At 40.0% G+C, this 16,539-nt stretch carries 14 protein-coding genes and 1 tRNA gene; 6 read left to right on the top strand and 9 right to left on the bottom strand.

From position 1 onward, the window contains the following. The 5 genes from K8S13_RS05385 to K8S13_RS05365 form a co-directional block, all read left to right on the top strand. On the top strand, positions 1-1,828 hold a 1,828-nt coding region (locus K8S13_RS05385; protein WP_291461018.1), incomplete at its 5' end, for a DNA gyrase C-terminal beta-propeller domain-containing protein. Continuing rightward, positions 1,800-2,528 carry a DNA repair protein RadC gene (radC, locus tag K8S13_RS05380; protein ID WP_291461016.1) on the top strand — a complete coding sequence of 243 codons (729 nt, stop codon included), beginning with the start codon at positions 1,800-1,802 and terminating at the stop codon, positions 2,526-2,528. The genes K8S13_RS05385 and radC, both read left to right, overlap by 29 nt. Beyond that, positions 2,521-2,784, top strand: a complete 264-nt coding sequence (locus tag K8S13_RS05375) for a hypothetical protein (protein ID WP_291461014.1) — start codon at positions 2,521-2,523, stop codon at positions 2,782-2,784. The genes radC and K8S13_RS05375 overlap by 8 nt, the downstream gene beginning before the upstream one ends. A gap of 24 nt (positions 2,785-2,808) precedes the next feature. Beyond that, entirely contained in the window at positions 2,809-3,984 is a 1,176-nt protein-coding gene (gene pgk / locus K8S13_RS05370) for a phosphoglycerate kinase (RefSeq protein ID WP_291461012.1), read from the top strand. A gap of 33 nt (positions 3,985-4,017) precedes the next feature. Beyond that, positions 4,018-5,070: a hypothetical protein gene (locus K8S13_RS05365; protein ID WP_291461009.1), complete on the top strand. Its 1,053-nt coding sequence runs from the start codon at positions 4,018-4,020 to the stop codon at positions 5,068-5,070. Here K8S13_RS05365 and K8S13_RS05360 read toward each other — a convergent pair. The 9 genes from K8S13_RS05360 to K8S13_RS05320 all read right to left on the bottom strand — a co-directional run bounded on the left by K8S13_RS05360 (position 5,065) and on the right by K8S13_RS05320 (position 16,257). Continuing rightward, a complete protein-coding gene (locus tag K8S13_RS05360; RefSeq protein WP_291461007.1) occupies positions 5,065-5,520 on the bottom strand; it encodes an N-acetyltransferase in 456 nt (151 codons plus the stop codon). The genes K8S13_RS05365 and K8S13_RS05360 overlap by 6 nt on opposite strands. Next, positions 5,517-7,451, bottom strand: a complete 1,935-nt coding sequence (locus K8S13_RS05355; protein WP_291461006.1) for a penicillin-binding protein 1A — start codon at positions 7,449-7,451, stop codon at positions 5,517-5,519. Before K8S13_RS05355 ends, K8S13_RS05360 begins: the two co-directional genes overlap by 4 nt. Beyond that, positions 7,451-9,124, bottom strand: a complete 1,674-nt coding sequence (locus K8S13_RS05350) for a HEAT repeat domain-containing protein (RefSeq protein WP_291461005.1) — start codon at positions 9,122-9,124, stop codon at positions 7,451-7,453. The genes K8S13_RS05355 and K8S13_RS05350 overlap by 1 nt, the downstream gene beginning before the upstream one ends. A 10-nt stretch (positions 9,125-9,134) precedes the next feature. After that, positions 9,135-9,983 carry a protein-glutamate O-methyltransferase CheR gene (locus K8S13_RS05345; protein WP_291461004.1) on the bottom strand — a complete coding sequence of 283 codons (849 nt, stop codon included), beginning with the start codon at positions 9,981-9,983 and terminating at the stop codon, positions 9,135-9,137. Positions 9,984-10,013: 30 nt separating this feature from the next. After that, the gene (locus K8S13_RS05340; RefSeq protein WP_291461003.1) at positions 10,014-11,123 is read right to left on the bottom strand and encodes a chemotaxis response regulator protein-glutamate methylesterase; all 1,110 of its coding nucleotides are present in this window, start codon (positions 11,121-11,123) and stop codon (positions 10,014-10,016) included. After that, positions 11,123-11,572, bottom strand: a complete 450-nt coding sequence (locus K8S13_RS05335; protein WP_291461002.1) for a chemotaxis protein CheW — start codon at positions 11,570-11,572, stop codon at positions 11,123-11,125. Before K8S13_RS05335 ends, K8S13_RS05340 begins: the two co-directional genes overlap by 1 nt. A 25-nt stretch (positions 11,573-11,597) precedes the next feature. Continuing rightward, entirely contained in the window at positions 11,598-14,825 is a 3,228-nt protein-coding gene (locus K8S13_RS05330) for a chemotaxis protein CheW (RefSeq protein ID WP_291461000.1), read from the bottom strand. A gap of 52 nt (positions 14,826-14,877) precedes the next feature. Further along, positions 14,878-16,164 carry a U32 family peptidase gene (locus tag K8S13_RS05325; protein WP_291460999.1) on the bottom strand — a complete coding sequence of 429 codons (1,287 nt, stop codon included), beginning with the start codon at positions 16,162-16,164 and terminating at the stop codon, positions 14,878-14,880. An 18-nt stretch (positions 16,165-16,182) separates the two neighbouring features. Continuing rightward, positions 16,183-16,257, bottom strand: a tRNA-Arg gene (locus K8S13_RS05320). A gap of 55 nt (positions 16,258-16,312) precedes the next feature. On the opposite strand from K8S13_RS05320, the gene K8S13_RS05315 reads away from it, so the two are divergent. Beyond that, the coding region (locus K8S13_RS05315) for a hypothetical protein (RefSeq protein ID WP_291460998.1) at positions 16,313-16,539 on the top strand (227 nt) is incomplete at its 3' end.

Genomic DNA, 16,539 nt, shown 5'->3' with positions numbered 1-16,539 from the left:
TAACACGGGAAGGGGGATTATTACATTACGTGCCAAGGTTGAGGTTGAGGAAAATAAAAAGAACGGTCAGGAAACCATTATTGTGACCGAGCTTCCCTACCAGGTCAACAAGGCAAAAGTAGTTGAAAAAATAGCTGAACTTATGCGGGACAAGGTAATCACCGGCGCATCCTTTGTCCGGGATGAATCTGACCGGGACGGGATGAGGATGGCCATAGGGCTGAAACGGGATCAGATAGCTGAAGTTGTGATTAATCAGCTTTATAAGCACACCAATATGCAGACAAGTTTTGGAATTATTCTCCTTGCTGTTGTTAATAACAGGCCACAGCTTTTAACCTTAAAAGAGATTCTGAATCATTTTATCAACCACCGTAAAGTCGTCATTATCCGGAGAACAGGATTTGAGTTAAGAAAGGCCGAAGAGAGAGCCCACATTTTAGAAGGTCTGAAAATTGCTCTGGATCATCTGGATGAAGTGGTGGCACTGATCCGTGCATCACATTCTCCTGAAGAGGCTAAAAACGGATTAAAGTCTAAGTTCAATCTTACGGCCATCCAGGCCCAGGCAATACTTGATATGCGGCTGCAAAGACTCACAGGGCTTGAAAGAGAAAAAATTATTAACGAATATAATGCCCTTTTAAAGGACATTGCCTGGTATAATGAGATCCTTTCAAGTGATGAAGTGGTCAGGGGATTGATTAAAGATGAATTAACCGAGCTTGATGAGGAGTTTGGTGACGACAGACGAACAAAAATAGTTGAAAGTACAGCTGAAATCAGCATTGAAGATTTGATTACCCAGGAAGATATGGTTGTGACCGTGACCAGAAGCGGGTATATCAAACGAAATCCAATTACGCTTTATACAAACCAGCACAGGGGAGGAAAAGGCAAAAAAGCCATGGGAACAAAATCTGATGATTTTGTTGAACATCTTTTTGTTGCATCCACCCATGCCATTTTTTTGTTTATTACCAATTTGGGAAAGGTTTACCAGACTAAGGTTTATGAACTGCCCATGGCAGGACGCTCCAGCCTTGGAAAGGCCATTGTAAATCTGTTAAATTTTGATGAAGGTGAAAAGCTTGCCACTGTGTTAACCGTTGATGAATTTGTTGAGAATAAATATGTGGTCATGGCTACTAAAAAAGGAAGGGTTAAAAAAACTGATCTGATGGCCTATTCAAGACGAAGATCCGGCGGCCTGATCGGGGTCAAACTTGCAGAGGGCGATGAGTTGATTGCCGCCAGGATAACCAATGGGGGTATGAATATTTTCCTTGGATCTGAAGGGGGTAAAGTGATCCGCTTCCATGAAGCGAATGTCCGTACTACGGCAAGGGGCTCCATGGGTGTCCGGGGAATGAGAATTGATCAGGATTCAAGGGTTGTCGGCATGGAAGTCCTGGAGTCTGAAGAGACCCTTCTTACGGTGACTGAAAACGGGTATGGAAAACGGTCTTTAATTGAGGATTACAGGATCCAGGGTCGTGGCGGGAAAGGCGTTTTTTCAATTAAGACCTCAAAGCGTAATGGTAAGATGGTCTCGCTGCTCCTTGTGGATGATAATGATGAACTCATGATGGTGACGGATAAAGGAAAGTTGATTCGAACATCCAATAAAAGCATCAATGTGATCTCCAGAAATACCCAGGGTGTTAGATTAATTAATCTGTCATCCAGTGAAAAATTAATCGGTATTGCAAGGCTTCCTGAGGAAGAAAATCATGATCAGGACCAGGATCAAGATGAGACAGATGCGGAAGAACTCCCTGCAGATGAAGAAAGTACAGATGATAAAGGAGACATCAGGGACGAATAGGGGCCAAGGACATAGGAAGCGGCTGCGGGAACGGTTTTTAAAAAGCAGCCTTAAAGGATTTCATGATTATGAAGTCATAGAGCTGCTACTCTCCCTGAATACACCGAGAAAGGACTGCAAACAGAGTGCAAAACTGCTGTTAAAACAGTTTAAGACCTTTCAGGCGGTTCTGGAGGCAAGCCATGAAGCCCTTTGTGGGATTGAAGGAGTAGGGCCGGCAAACAGTCTGGGTATCCGATTGATTAAAGAAGTGTCCGACAGATACCTTGAAGCCAGGATCATATCAAAGGATGTGGTTCAAAACCCCCGGGATCTGATGGCGTATTTGAAACAGGTCATTGGACATAAAACAAAAGAGGTGTTTGCCGGGATTTTCCTTGATGCCAAAAACAGGGTCCTGACATCGAAAATCCTTTTTACCGGAACATTAACAACAAGTTCGGTTTATCCAAGGGAAGTCATCATCAGTGCATTACAACATAATGCAGCCGCCATGATTTTTGCACACAATCATCCTTCAGGCGATGTAGATCCCTCCAGAAGTGATATTGAGATTACTAGAAAGCTCTTTTTTGCATTAAAATATGTGGGAATTATATTGCACGAGCATATGATTATTGGAAATGAAGGTTTTTACAGTTTTGCAGCCCATGGCTTGATATCAAAGCTTAATAAAGAATTTGATGAATGCAATGAATAAAGAAAATGAAATACCACCATGTTTTGGCATCCTTGAAAAAGTTTTTCCCATGACGGATAAGGGGTTAAGGCAGACTCCGGATGAATGTTTTTACCATTGCCCTGTTAAAACAAAATGCCTTCAGCAGGCCATGGCCACAAAAGATGGTATTAAAGTGGAAGAGGAGATTATTGAAAGGGGAAGTAAAGCTGGGGCTATTAATTTTTTTGAGCGCTGGTCCCGCAAAAAACAGGCACATCGCAAAAATAATTTATAATTATTAATTGTTATGGAGGATAGGATGAAATCCGTAAGAGATATTGATGTAACATCAAAGACAGTTTTTGTCAGGGTGGATTATAATGTGCCGGTTGATAAAGATTTAAATATTACAGACGATAACAGGATAAAGGCAACCCTGGATCTCATCTCCTACCTGTTGGAACAAAATGCAAGGATCATTCTGGCCTCTCACATGGGCAGACCCAATGGCAAGAAGGACCCAAAATTCAGCCTGGTGAAGGTAGCCCAAAGATTGTCTCAGCTTTTAGATAAACCGGTTTTATTTGCAGATGATTGTATTGGTGAAAAAGTCTCAAAAATGGTCAATCAACTGGATAATGGTCAGATTCTGATGTTGGAGAATTTAAGATTCCATCATGAAGAAAAAGAGAATAATGAAGAGTTTTCAAAAAAACTTGCCAATCTTTGTGATGTGTATGTGAATAATGCTTTTGCTGTTTCCCACCGGGATCAGGCATCTGTTACAGGTATCCCCAAATTTGCACGGCAGTCAGCAGCGGGTTTTTTACTTGAAAAAGAAGTTCAATCATATTACGATTCTGTTGAAAACCCCCAAAGACCTTTGGTGGCAATAATTGGTGGTGCAAAAGTTTCCGGCAAGCTTGCAGCACTGGAGAATATGCTCAAATTTGTTGACAAACTGATTATTGGCGGTGCAATGGCCAATACGTTTTTAAAAAGTCAGGGATTTGATACCAAGGGATCAATGATTGAGGAAGATCTTTTGCAGACAGCAGTAGGTATCGTTAAAAAGGCAAAAGACATAGGGGTCGACTTCCTGCTTCCCCAGGATCTGATTTGTGCGGATAAGTTTGACAAAGATGCCCGGATAAAAGAAGTCCTGGTCGATCAGATTCCGGATCAATGGATGGCTTTGGATATTGGTCCAAAGACGGCGCTAAGATATGCCAAAGCGGTCCAGGATGCAAAAACCATTGTCTGGAATGGTCCCATGGGGGTTTTTGAAATGGAAAAATTTTTATCAGGGACTCAAACAATAGCAGATGCCATTGCCAATTCTTCAGCATTTTCAGTAGTTGGCGGAGGTGATACAGGGCTTGCTGCAAAAAAATGTAATGTTGCAGATAAGGTCAGCTATGTTTCAACAGGTGGTGGTGCTTTTTTACATTTAATGGAGGGTAAGAAACTTCCGGGAGTGGTTGCCCTAAAATAAAATCGGGAATAGGCCATAGGGGAAAATAGTGTGATGTTCTGCAAGCACAGAGATTGTTTAAGCCGGGAAGAAAGACTTCGAAGGTCCTATTATGAGGTGTTGCGCGATGAACTGGATCAATTTGTCCTGGGATATTCTCTTGTGGGATCGTATAATAATTTTCTTCGATTGCGGGCACCTTATCCGTTTGTGGAATTAAGAGAGCTCAAACCACGGGCAAGAATTCCTTCGGTTGAGTTTGATGCACAAAATTCATTTTTAATCATTTTTTCCGAAGATTTTATCCACAAAAAACATAAAAAATATATTCGGTACTTTGATGTCAATAAGACAACAAAGGATAATTTATTAAAACATAAATATTTTCCAGATGTGGAGAATTTTAACCGGAATCTTAAATTTTTTGAAACCAGTGAATTTTTTTCATTGTTGAGGTCATTGCTTCCCATTGATTATGCATTGTTAATTCAAAGAAACCAGCAAACCAAGTTAAGATACGCCTTGACCCATTTCCATGTAAGAATAGACTGGCCCATTGCTGAAGCGTCTGAAGATCTTGCCAGGAATTTAAGATATATTTCAAAGGATCTTTATGAAAAAGGGGATAAATATGCCGAGGATTTCCAAAAGAAATTTTTTGAATATTATGGCGTGCCGGTTTTGTCCGGAGGGAGACGGACAGCAGCCATAGTTGCTGCTCAATACTTTAGGCAGCTTACTGGAATTACGACCATTTATGTTGCTTCCAGTGAATCCAGAAATCTTTTAAGGATTGATGAAAGAGGGGTATCAAAATCCCTGTTGGTTAAACTGCCGGACAATGAAATAAAAAAGCTGGCTGACACGGCAGGTATTACCCAAAATAGTTTTACTAAAAATTATGTCATTGCAAGGCAGCGGAAAAAGTTTGTCTGCATTTTAAATGTTCGATATGATTATACCGGTCATGCACTGCCTTCAGAGGGAGGAAGGCTTCGAGAACTGAAACCTGATACAAACTGGCTTACGGTATCAGAAGAACATATATTACCAAAACCATCTGTTTTAATCCATCCGCCGATTCCCTATAAAATGGTGTATTTATAATTTTTTAAGCAAGGCAATTTCATCACAATTGGGGAAACTGACACAAGTGATACAATCTGCCCAGATCTTAATGGGAAGCACATTCTTATCAATGGTTGAAAATCCGAATTGTTCAAAAAAAGTCGGGCGATAAGTGAGGGTAAAAAGGTCTTTTATTTTAAAATATACCGCTTCCTGGATGCTTCTTTCGGTAAGGATTGTACCGATTCCCCGGCCGGTAAAATCAGGATCAACGGCAAGGGATCGGATCTCTGCAAGATCTTCCCAGCAAAATTGTAAAGCACAGCATCCAACCACTTTTTTTTGTTTGGGATCTTCATACACCCAGAAATCTCTTAAGTGATCGTATAGTTTGCTGAGCGGCCTTGCTAAAAGCTCTCCTTTTTTACCATAGAGGGCAAGTAAGGCATGGATGGCATTTACATCATCTAATATTGCTTTTCTTATCATTGCAGATCCTTTATCTTAATCAAAGCTTTGATGGAGTGCGAAGTTTTTGTTTTTGTTATTCTTCCTGTATCGGGATTCATGTATACCATTTTTGTCCCATCCGGTATATCAAAATATTGACAGGATTTATTTGAAAGAAAGTACTGCATATAGTCAATCCATATGGGAAGTGCTGCTCTTGCACCGGTCTCATATTTTCCCAGTGTTGTTGAATCATCATTCCCCACCCAGACACCCACAGCAATGTCCGGGCTGAATCCAATAAAGAGAGCGTCTTTATAATTATCTGTTGTTCCTGTTTTCCCGGCAATATCCTTTTGTATGATCCTGGCTTTTTTCCCCGTGCCTTCAAGTATGACGGCTTTTAACATATCTGCCACAATAGCAGCATTTTGTCTGGACATGATGGATTTTTTTTTCATCGTATTTTGATAAATCACCCGGGAGTTGGAATCTGTTATTTTAACAATGGAAAACGGTTCAATAGTAATTCCCATATTGGCAAATGGGATATAGGATGCCGTCAGTTCAATCAGCGCGACTTCCGATGTTCCCAGGGCAAGAGACAGATTGGAATGAAGTTTGGATGACACCCCGGCATTTTTTGTAAACTCAATGACTCTGGATATGCCGATCATCTCCATAAGTCTGACAACTGGTGTGTTTTTTGACAAGGCAAGGGCTTTTCGAAAGGTGATTTCTCCCAGATAGGTTTTTGAAAAATTATTCACCTCCCAGGTTCGATTGTTATCCATATGATAGGATAGAGGGGCATCAAACAATTTGTCATTCTGTGAAAAGCCCTGATTGATTGCAGTGGCATATACAAAAGGTTTAAATGCAGAGCCGGGTTGTCGCTGGGCCTGAACTGCCCTGTTAAACACACTCTTATTAAAATCCTTTCCACCCACCATGCTTAAAATTCCGCCTGTTTTAATATCAATCGCAATGAGTGCACATTCAAGTTTTTCAGGTCTAAGTTCTTGTTTTTTCATCCGATCCTCAAGTTGTTCCATGTGTTTTAAAACAGATGTGTTCGCAGCCATTTGAAGATCTAAATTAAGACTTGTATGAATGTTCAGCCCTTTTGAATAGACGTCCTCTAAATTGAATTGTTTTTTTAAAACAGCCTTAACATATTCGATAAAATGCCCAGCCTGGCTTTGGTTTGTTTTTTGAGGCGGTTGAGCTATTCTTTCTGCTTTGGCTAAATTGTATTCTTGAAGAGTGATGATCTTTGTGGCAAGCATTTGTTGGAGAACAATATGCCGCCTTTTTTTTGCCAATTTTGGATTCTTAATTGGTGAGTACACAGAAGGGGCTTTGGGCAGGCCTGCTATCAGAGCTGATTGGGCTAAGGTGATATCTTCCACGGATTTCTCAAAATAGGTTTGGCAGGCCGCTTCAACACCATAGGCACCGGAGCCCAGGTAGATCTGGTTGAAATATAATTCCAGGATTTCATTTTTTGTATACCGCCTTTCAATCTGAATCGCCAAAATGGCCTCTTTAATTTTTCTGACAATCGATTTTTCAGAACTAAGAAACAATGTCTTTGCTAACTGCTGGGTTAATGTGCTCGCGCCTTGTTTGAATTTTCGAGCCTTTAGATCATGAATGATTGCTCTTACGATTGCTTTTAAATTGATTCCGGAATGAGTATAAAATTTTTTATCCTCTATTGTTATCAAAGCATTGATAAGATTTTTTGGAATTTTTTCAATGGATACTGGAAATCTTTTTTCAATATAAAATTTTGTAAGAATTTGATTGTCAGATGAAAAAACCGTTGTGACGGACGAAGGTTTAAACTGCTTTAAGCTGTTTATTTGCGGTAAATCATGAATAATGCTGAAAAAAATTCCTGCCGGAACCCCGAAAAAAATTCCAACAAGTGTTATGGATAATAAAACCGAATATCGTTTGTGCATCAGGGTTTTAAAAAATTGCTAATGGCAGCTTTAAAGTCTTCATCCGTAAATGGTTTGTGAAGAATTTTATTAATGCCTGATTTTGTTAAAACAGAATCATTAATGTTGATATCACCATCTTTTTCTTCAACAAAATCACTTTGAGTGGTAATCATGAGGATGGGGATATCCTGTCTCGTATATTTTTTTCTTATTTCCCGGGTGAGCTCAAGTCCACTGATATTCGGCATATTGAGATCAGTAATCACCAGGTCCGGTTTTCTTTGAATAATTTGGGGGATAGCATCTTCCGGGCGATTAAAGATTAGCGGTTTATAGCCAAGTGCCGTCAATTTATTTTGGTAGAGTTTGAGCATCATTTTTGAGTCGTCTACCACAAAAATTTGTGCTTCCTTATCTGAAGATTTCCCATTTTCAATCACTTTTCGGGCAATATTTTCGATAAATTCTTTTTGTCCAATACTCTTCATCTGTTTTAAAAAGGTTGCTCTTGTGGCAGAATCTGCTTTGGTTGTTATATGGGTCTTTGCAAGTTCCATAAAAGTTTCTTCTTCGGCAAGAAAATTGAAAATATTACTAACTTCCGAATCTATTAAGGCTGCAACAGCATTTTGAGATTCCGAGGACCCCTCTCTTACAACATTTCGAAGTCCGGCAACCAGTGCCTTGGAAAGGTTTTTATCTATGGCCCGGGCTGCACTCATCCGAACAGCTTCAACCGGGTCCTGTAATCCCTGAACAAGACAGATGGCAGTTTTTGGGGATGGAATACGTTCCATTGCTTCATAGGCCGCCTGTCGGATATTTGCATCTTTGGGCTGGGTATTGACTATGTCAATAATAGAGGCTATGGCAGCGGGATCGCCAATGTAACCTAAGGTTGTCAGAAGGTGTATCAGGTAGTCGGCCTCTGCATTCTGGGATGCTTTTGTTAAAATCGGTGTGGCTTTATTCCCCAGTTTCATTAAGTGATCAATAGCTGTATCCCGAACAATGGTAATATTGGAACTTAGCAGCGAAGTCAATTTATCAAGGGCATACAGGTCCTGGATGTCTGCCAGTGCCTCAACTGCGAATTTATTGGCCTCTTCATCCTTCCCGATAAATCCCATCAATAGATCAACCGCATCATTGCCGCCTGTTTCCGAAATGGCAAATATGGCAGCACGCTTTACCTCATTGTCCGGCTGGCTTGTCATATTGGCAAAGATGGACAATGATTCGGGGAGTCTCAAATTTCCTAGAGAGGCGGTAGCCGCAATAAGGATATCTTTATCTTTATCCTCGACTATAATTTGTTGCAAAACAGGCGCCGTATCGGTTAAAAGCAGCTCACCGGCAGCCTTTAAAAAAAGAAGCCGGGCTTTTTTCTCATTTTGTGTTATGTAGTTTATGACCAGATCAGTATTCCCATAGGCTTTATCAAGAATAAGTTCATATAAGGATTCCTGAATTTTTGGATTTGATATATCAATTTTGGTCAGGTACTCAAGCAAAGGGAAAACAACATTTTCAGGAGCTTTGGCAAGCTCTATCAAGGCTTTCCGCTGGACATCAGCATCCACGTCAGAGTCGGAAACAAATTGAAGCAAGGCTTTTGCCTTAACAACATCTTCTTCCTTTAGACAAAAAATTAATTCTTTGATGAATTCTTTTGTATTAATTCCACTCATGGTTAACCCTTTATTGATTTTTAAATTGATAAAAGACCGAGTTAAGATATTTTTTTGAGAAAAAAAGATCAATATCATTTACAAGGGACTCTGTTGACCCGATGATCAGGTATCCATCAGGTTCCAGGACTTTTGAAATATTATGATAGATTTTTTTGCGATCTTCACTGGTAAAGTAAATCATCACGTTCCTGCACAGAATAATATCAAATTTTCCCAGTCCGACAAAGGGTCTTATCAGGTTCATTTTTTTGAATTGAGCCATGACCCTGACTTCATCTTTGATCTTGTAACGGTCATCCTGTTTGTCAAAGTATCTATTCAAACGCCTTAAGTCCAGTCCCCGTGCCACTTCAAATTTATTGTACAGTCCATAGCTTGCCTGGGCAATGGCAGCATCGGAAATGTCTGTGCCGAATAGTTTGATATTATATTTATCGGGTGTGATCCCCATCTCAATCAGGGTCATTGCAATACTATAGATTTCCTGACCCGTAGAATTGGCAGCACTCCACAGCCTGATCGTCGGCTTTAGGGAAAGATTCTTTTGTGACCTTCTGTCAATTAGATCCGGGAAAATTTTATGCTGTAATAATTCAAACGGGGATTTGTCCCTGAAAAAATAGGTTTCATTGGTTGATATGGCATCAATGATTTCATTCTCAATTTCTTTTTTAAAATCAGTCTTTGCCCTTTGCAGCAATTCGAAGAAGGAGGAACATTCCAATTTGCTGATCAAAGGGTTGAGTCGGGTCTCCAGTAAATATTCTTTACCAGCATCAAGGGCAATTCCGGAAATATCAAGGATATATTTTGAAAATTGTTTAAATTCTTCCGGGGTGACTTTAATTTTTGCCATAATTTGTTTGATAAAAAAAATAAAGAATTTTTATGAGATTATAGTTTTTACAATTTCCTGGGCAATCTTTTCCAAAGGGACGACAATATCTGCAATACCGGATTCGACAGGTTCTTTTGGCATCCCGTAAACCGTACAGGTCTCTTCGTTTTGGGCAATCACAATGCTTCCATTATTTTTCATCTGAACAAGTCCTTTTGAACCGTCTGAGCCCATACCTGTCATAATGACGCCGGTTGACCGCCCTACATAGTGTTGTGCAATGGATCGGAATAGATAATCAACAGAAGGTTTACAACTATTCTCCGGCGGATCATCGGTTATTTTTATTTTTCTTGTAATTCCATCAGCCCCGGCAATAATTTTCATCTGTTTTCCGCCCGGCGCAATCAAAATTTTCCCCGGCTCTATTGTATCTCCGTTTTCTGCCTCTTTGATATCAAGTTTTGATTTGTTGTTCAGGCTGTTGGCAAGGGATTGGGTGAACATGGGTGGCATATGCTGTACGATTAATACAGGTGCTTTGAGATCGGCAGGCAGCATGGGGATCATTTGAGTTAATGCATTGGGGCCACCTGTAGAAATTCCAATCCCAATAATTTCTGATTTAGATTTGACGGGTGGTTTTTGAGTTGCGGTCCCTGATACTTTATTAACGGCTACTTTATTTACAACATCTTTGGTTGTTAAGGGTTTTGATTTTATCTTTTCACGTATCTTAAGCTTTGTTGCTTTCTGTCTTTTCAGCGCATCAATAATAGGTAAAATGGCAGCTTTAACCTTTTGCATATTTTCAGCCATTGTGCCCTGATCCGGTTTTGGAACAAAATCAAAAGCACCTAGTTCCAAAGCTTTTATAGTCATTTCACTTCCCTGCTGTGTCAGGGTGGACAGCATTATAACAACAGGGGCCTGGGATTGATTTTTTAATGCCTGCAGGACTTCAATACCGTTTACTTCCGGCATTTCAATATCAAGGGTAATCAAATCGGGCTTAAGAGAGGCAATTTTTGATAAAGCAATCTTTCCATTATTAGCAACGCCAACTACTTCAACGCCAGGTATTTCCTTTAAAACATCCCCGACAATTTTTCTGTATACAATCGTGTCATCAATAACAATCGCTCTGATATTTTCCATTATTCCTTCAATACCTCATCAATATCAAGAATTCCAATCAGCTGTTTTTCAGTTTTCAGGACACCTTGAAATAATTTTCCTTTCACACCGCCAATATTGGAAGGCGCCGGTTCAATGTCCTCTTTTTTGGCAATGACCACATCACTGATGCCATCAACAAGGAGCCCTATATGTTCATCTTCTGAATTGACAATGATATTTCTATTATCTTTATCTTTATTGACAGGGTCTAAACCCAGTTTTTTCCCCAGATCAATAATGGTTACAATCCGTCCTCTTAGATTTAAAATACCTTCGATATAATCGGATGCCTGGGGGACTTTAGTGATTTCAAAGTGCTTATTAATTTCTTGTATATTAAGGATATTAATCCCGCAAAGGGCACCACCAACATAGAAAGTTGCAAATTCCAGATCTTCGGAAGAAGTCGCTATAGTCGTTTCTGCCATTTTTTTCTCCTTAAGAAAGGGTTTGCTAAACCAAGTTTAATTTTTTCCAGATAATTTTCATCAGTTTTTCCCTGTCAAGTTTGAGCTCATATTCATCAATTCCTACTTTTTTGCCTTTTTCAATATGGGCCTCGCTTGCCAGAGAAGTGAGTGCTATGACAGTAAGATGAGAGTATTTCGGATCACTCTTAATTCTCTTTGTCAGCTCAAATCCATCCATATTGGGCATCTCAAGGTCAGTAACCACAAGGTCAATCTCATTTACTCTTTCTTTTAAAAGTTCCCAGGCAATGAGACCATCTTCAGTGGCGATAACCTTGAGACCGTCTTCTTCCATAAAGGTCTTTACCTGATTTCTGAAAAATGCAGAGTCCTCGGCAAACAACACTATCTTTTCACCGGATTCAGCCATTTCAGCTGAGACTTTCGTTTCTTCTTTAAACCATCCAGGGTTAAGAATTTTTACCATTTCAAAAATATCAACCAGAAGCGTGGTATGGTCATTGATGATCATTGAACCACTGATTGCCGGTTGCCTTAAAGTGCCTTCATCAATATCAAGGCATACTTCAACTGCATCAACCGGTGGCATTACCATGAGACCCAGTTCCCGATCTTTTACTTTAAAAACAATGACTTCCTGTTGTTCTTTTTCAGGAATCGGGCTGAAATCGGCAACCTGCGATAATTCATAGAGTGGCAAAGCACCGCCTCTGTATTGCACTACTTTGCTATTGCCGATTTGTTCAATGGTAGACGTCTGAACCCTTTCAATTCGTTCAACAATGTTAAGCGGTGCTGCAAAATGTTCGGTCTCGGAATTTTTAAATGTCAAGAGAGCGGCTTTATCTTTTGCGGCTTCAGCCTCAGCTTCAGATATTTTTGTGATTTGTCCGGACTCGGCAACGCTTGACAGATCAGCCATTTGCGCAAGATTTGAAATATCAAGGATCAGGGCCACTTTTCCATCACCCATAATGGTGGCACCGGCGTAAGCCGAACATTTTTTAAGATGCCTGCCCACGGGTTTGACAACGATTTCTTCAGAATCATACAATTGGTCCACAACCAATCCATATTTAAAGGTACCGGCTGATACAACAGCAATATTTATAGCACTTTTTGCATGGTATCTTCTGTCTTTTTTATTCCTTTTTGGTTCATCTCTGTTCGGGTGTTCATTTTCCTGGTCAGGCATTTCTACGATAAAACCATCCTCAGAAATGATATTTTGTCTGGATCGTCTGTCTGCAAGGTTTTGTCGTCTGTCCGGCAGATCATCATCATTTTTCAGACCCGTGTATGTCTTTTTAATGCCAAGCATTTTTGAGAGGTTCAGTAAGGGAAGAAGTTCCCCTCTTAACCTGACAACATCAGCATCACCGACTTTTTCGATTCTTTTTTTAACCTGGGCTGCAGGAATTCTGAGAAGTTCATTCAGGTTGACTTGGGGAACAGCATATCTTTCGTTTCCTACAGAGGTGATCTGGCTTGGGATAATGGCAAGTGTTAATGGCAGTTTGATTTGAATGTCAGTACCTTCTCCGGCAGTTGAATCCAATTCAATAATACCACCAAGGCTTTCAATGTTGGTCGTGACAACATCCATGCCAACGCCACGGCCGGATACGTCGGTGACCTCTTTTGCCATTGAAAAGCCCGGCATCATGATGAGTTCAATTTTCTGTTTTTCAGACATTTCAGCAATCTGTTGATCGGTGAGAAGTCCTTTTTCAACTGCTGAATTGGCAATTTTTTCAGGATCAAGTCCTTTACCGTTATCGGAAATGACAAGATTGACCTGACCGGCATCATGGAAGGCTCTTAATATAATTTTTCCTGTGGCATTTTTTCCCATCTGTTCTCTTTCGATGGGGGTTTCGATTCCATGGTCAACCGAGTTCCTGATCAGATGAGTCAACGGATCATTTATGGCTTCCAGAATTGTTTTGTCGAGTTCAACCTCTTTACCTTCAATAACAAGATCAATGGATTTTCCAAGTTGCTGTGATAGATCCCTGACAACCCTTGTAAATTTGTTTAAAATAGTGGCAATGGGTTGCATTCTGGTTTTCATGATCGCTTCTTGAAGTTCGGACGTGATCATATCAATCCGCTGACTGGATAATTCGGTTGCCTTTTCGTTTGAAGAGTTAACACCCTGAAGTAATTGGTTGCGGCTTAAAACAAGCTCTCCTGCAAGATTCATCAGCGTGTCTAGAAGACCGACTTTCACTCTTAATGAGGTTTGAGGTTTTACACTTTCTGTCTTTGAAGGTACCTGTTCCTTTTTTGCAATAACTTTCTGTGTTTTCTGTCCAGCTGGTTTGGCAGAAGGCGAGGAAATGCCATCCTGTTTGGGTTGTTTAACTGCAACAGGTTCCGATATAGGCGAAGCAACAACACTTGGCGCTGCTTTTTGTTCTTCTTTGGAAGGCATGAAGGCAGGCTCGGCATCCACATCTGTTACACTGGATGAAACAATCATATTATCTGATATGGAATGAATATATTGTTTCTCAATATCAAACAGGGTCTCGGTCATATCATATTCAATGATGGAGGCAAAAAGAACCTGGAAAGGTATCCTGTTTGGCCCGGTACTTTCTGAAAGTGTACCGACTGAATCAAAATCTATCCTGGAATCAATAATGGTACCTGTTTTCTGTAAACTGTTTAAAACGTCTATGGGATTTTTTTCTTTTCTCTGAATGTCATGGATTAAATCGTATTCAACAAGAAAAAGGTTTTTACCTTCTGCTTTATATTGTTCAATTTCAAAAAGTGACACATGAGGGAACACTCTGCCATCTTGAAGAACAATGTCTACTATTTTAGAAACAATGTCCTGTTTTTCTTCCGGCAAAGAAGATTTTGTGATATTTTCCAGGGCAGTAATATGATCTGAAACATCAACGTCATTGCTCGTGTCGATATTATTCAAAAGATTTTCAAGTTGATCAAAACCCTTTAACAGAATGCTGACTCTGTTTGAATCGGGAACAAGCTCTCTAGTCCTGACAAGCCCAAGAACATTTTCCAGGTGGTGGGACAGGTCTTTTATGGTTGTCAATCCCATGAAACCCGCACCGCCTTTAATCGAATGAGCGGCTCTGAAGACATTGTTTACCAAATCCAGATCTATGTTCTCTCCGGCTTCTTCAATGGTTAAAAGATCACTTTCTATATCACCCAGATGATCCAGCGATTCTTCAATATACATTTGTAGGGTTTCGTCATCCATGTCAAACATACTAAATCTCCTGAAAGGGTTATTAACACCGAAATGGTAAAATTGCCAAATATTAGATATATTTACAAAAATATATTAAAAAGTCAAACCAAGAATATTGAAATATAAAGGATTTATTTAATATTTTACGAACAATATCATTTGGGTGACATTGAATTCCAAGCTTAAGGACAGCGATTGTATTCGGGTGGGCACTATCAATCAAGTTTTGATTCATATCAAGCAGTTCTATGACTTTTGTTCTTTTGGGGCGGCCTTTTGGGGACAGGATTTCAATTATATCACCAATGCTGAGTTTGTTGCGAATACCAACCCTGTAACTTTGATCTTCTGTACTCTCGATAATTTTTCCCACAAAGCTGTGGATTTTTCCCTGGTGAATATTGTCGTAATTGGGCAGCTGTTCTTCGGGTTTATTAAAATAAAAACCCGTACAATATTCCCTGTGAAAAACCTGGTAAAGTTCGGCCAACCAATCCGGATTTGTTTCAAATGTATCCGGGTTATCGATAAAGGAATCAATTGCATTCCTGTATGTTTTAACCACAGAGGCAAGATAGTTGATGCCCTTCATTCGACCTTCTATCTTTAAGGATGTTATGTTTGCATTGATAAGATCAGGAATGTTTTCGATCATGCACAAATCTTTGGAGTTAAAAATATATGAACCCCTGTCATCTTCCATAAGTGAATGATATTCGTTGGGACGTAGTTCTTCCACTACTGAATATTTCCAACGGCAGGGATGGCTGCAAAGACCTCTGTTGCTGTCTCTGCCGCTTAAAAAATTACTCAGCAGGCATCGTCCGGAATAGGATACACACATGGCGCCGTGAATAAAGGTTTCTGTCTCTATTTTTGAATCTGCAGCGATTTCTTTTATCTCATTTAAGGACAATTCCCTTGCAAGGTTAACCCTTTTTATTCCCATGCTGTGCCAGAATTTCACAGCATTCAGGTTGGTTGTATTGGCCTGGGTGCTTAAATGGATATCAATATTTGGAATTATTTTTTTTGCCAGCATAATGATGCCCGGATCAGAGATAATAATGGCATCCGGATTGAGCCGGCCGGTTTTGCTTAAAAAGGTTTCAAGTTCTTTTTGTTCATGGTTTCTTGAGTAGATATTGCAGGCAAGGTAGACTTTTACATTATGACGGTGGGCAAAGGCAACGGCATCAATCAATTCCATGTCTGTAAAATTGCCGGAGAAATTTCTTAAGCTGAAATTTTTACCCGCAAGATAGACCGCATCTGCACCATAGTGGATGGCAATCTCAAGCTTTTCAAAGTTTCCGGCTGGTGCCAGAAGTTCAGGTTTAAAGGGATGTTTTTTCATACAGCCTGCATAAATTTATGGTGCCCCCGGCAGGAATCGAACCTGCGCTCAAGGATTAGGAATCCTATGCTCTATCCACTGAGCTACGGGGGCATGAGTCTTTAAAATTTCGGTTATAATTAACATAATCAAGGCTTTAAGGCAATACTTGAAAGCCCCTTTCATGCTGGATTTCTGCTTATATTTGATTGCAGCCAAAAATTCAAGAATTAAATTCGGTAAGTTGATTTTATTAATATTCTTTTCGATCAATACCCGTTCCGGTCTGCTTACCTTACACTCGCTAGTGCCTGAACGATTTTTTAAAGTTTTAAAAGGCCTTCCATTTAACGGCGGAAACTGCGGGCAAGTTTGTCCTCAAACATTCCGCCGTTT

The organism is Desulfobacula sp., assembly GCF_021107415.1.
This window is presented reverse-complemented; position numbering and strand designations above follow the sequence as displayed.

Bases quoted from the DNA above. Each gene is read 5' to 3' on its own strand.
- radC (WP_291461016.1), top strand. From the start codon at position 1,800: ATGATAAAGGAGACATCAGGGACGAATAGGGGCCAAGGACATAGGAAG.
- K8S13_RS05375 (WP_291461014.1), top strand. From the start codon at position 2,521: ATGAATAAAGAAAATGAAATACCACCATGTTTTGGCATCCTTGAAAAA.
- pgk (WP_291461012.1), top strand. From the start codon at position 2,809: ATGAAATCCGTAAGAGATATTGATGTAACATCAAAGACAGTTTTTGTC.
- K8S13_RS05365 (WP_291461009.1), top strand. From the start codon at position 4,018: ATGTTCTGCAAGCACAGAGATTGTTTAAGCCGGGAAGAAAGACTTCGA.
- K8S13_RS05360 (WP_291461007.1), bottom strand. From the start codon at position 5,520: ATGATAAGAAAAGCAATATTAGATGATGTAAATGCCATCCATGCCTTA.
- K8S13_RS05355 (WP_291461006.1), bottom strand. From the start codon at position 7,451: ATGCACAAACGATATTCGGTTTTATTATCCATAACACTTGTTGGAATT.
- K8S13_RS05350 (WP_291461005.1), bottom strand. From the start codon at position 9,124: ATGAGTGGAATTAATACAAAAGAATTCATCAAAGAATTAATTTTTTGT.
- K8S13_RS05345 (WP_291461004.1), bottom strand. From the start codon at position 9,983: ATGGCAAAAATTAAAGTCACCCCGGAAGAATTTAAACAATTTTCAAAA.
- K8S13_RS05340 (WP_291461003.1), bottom strand. From the start codon at position 11,123: ATGGAAAATATCAGAGCGATTGTTATTGATGACACGATTGTATACAGA.
- K8S13_RS05335 (WP_291461002.1), bottom strand. From the start codon at position 11,572: ATGGCAGAAACGACTATAGCGACTTCTTCCGAAGATCTGGAATTTGCA.
- K8S13_RS05330 (WP_291461000.1), bottom strand. From the start codon at position 14,825: ATGTTTGACATGGATGACGAAACCCTACAAATGTATATTGAAGAATCG.
- K8S13_RS05325 (WP_291460999.1), bottom strand. From the start codon at position 16,164: ATGAAAAAACATCCCTTTAAACCTGAACTTCTGGCACCAGCCGGAAAC.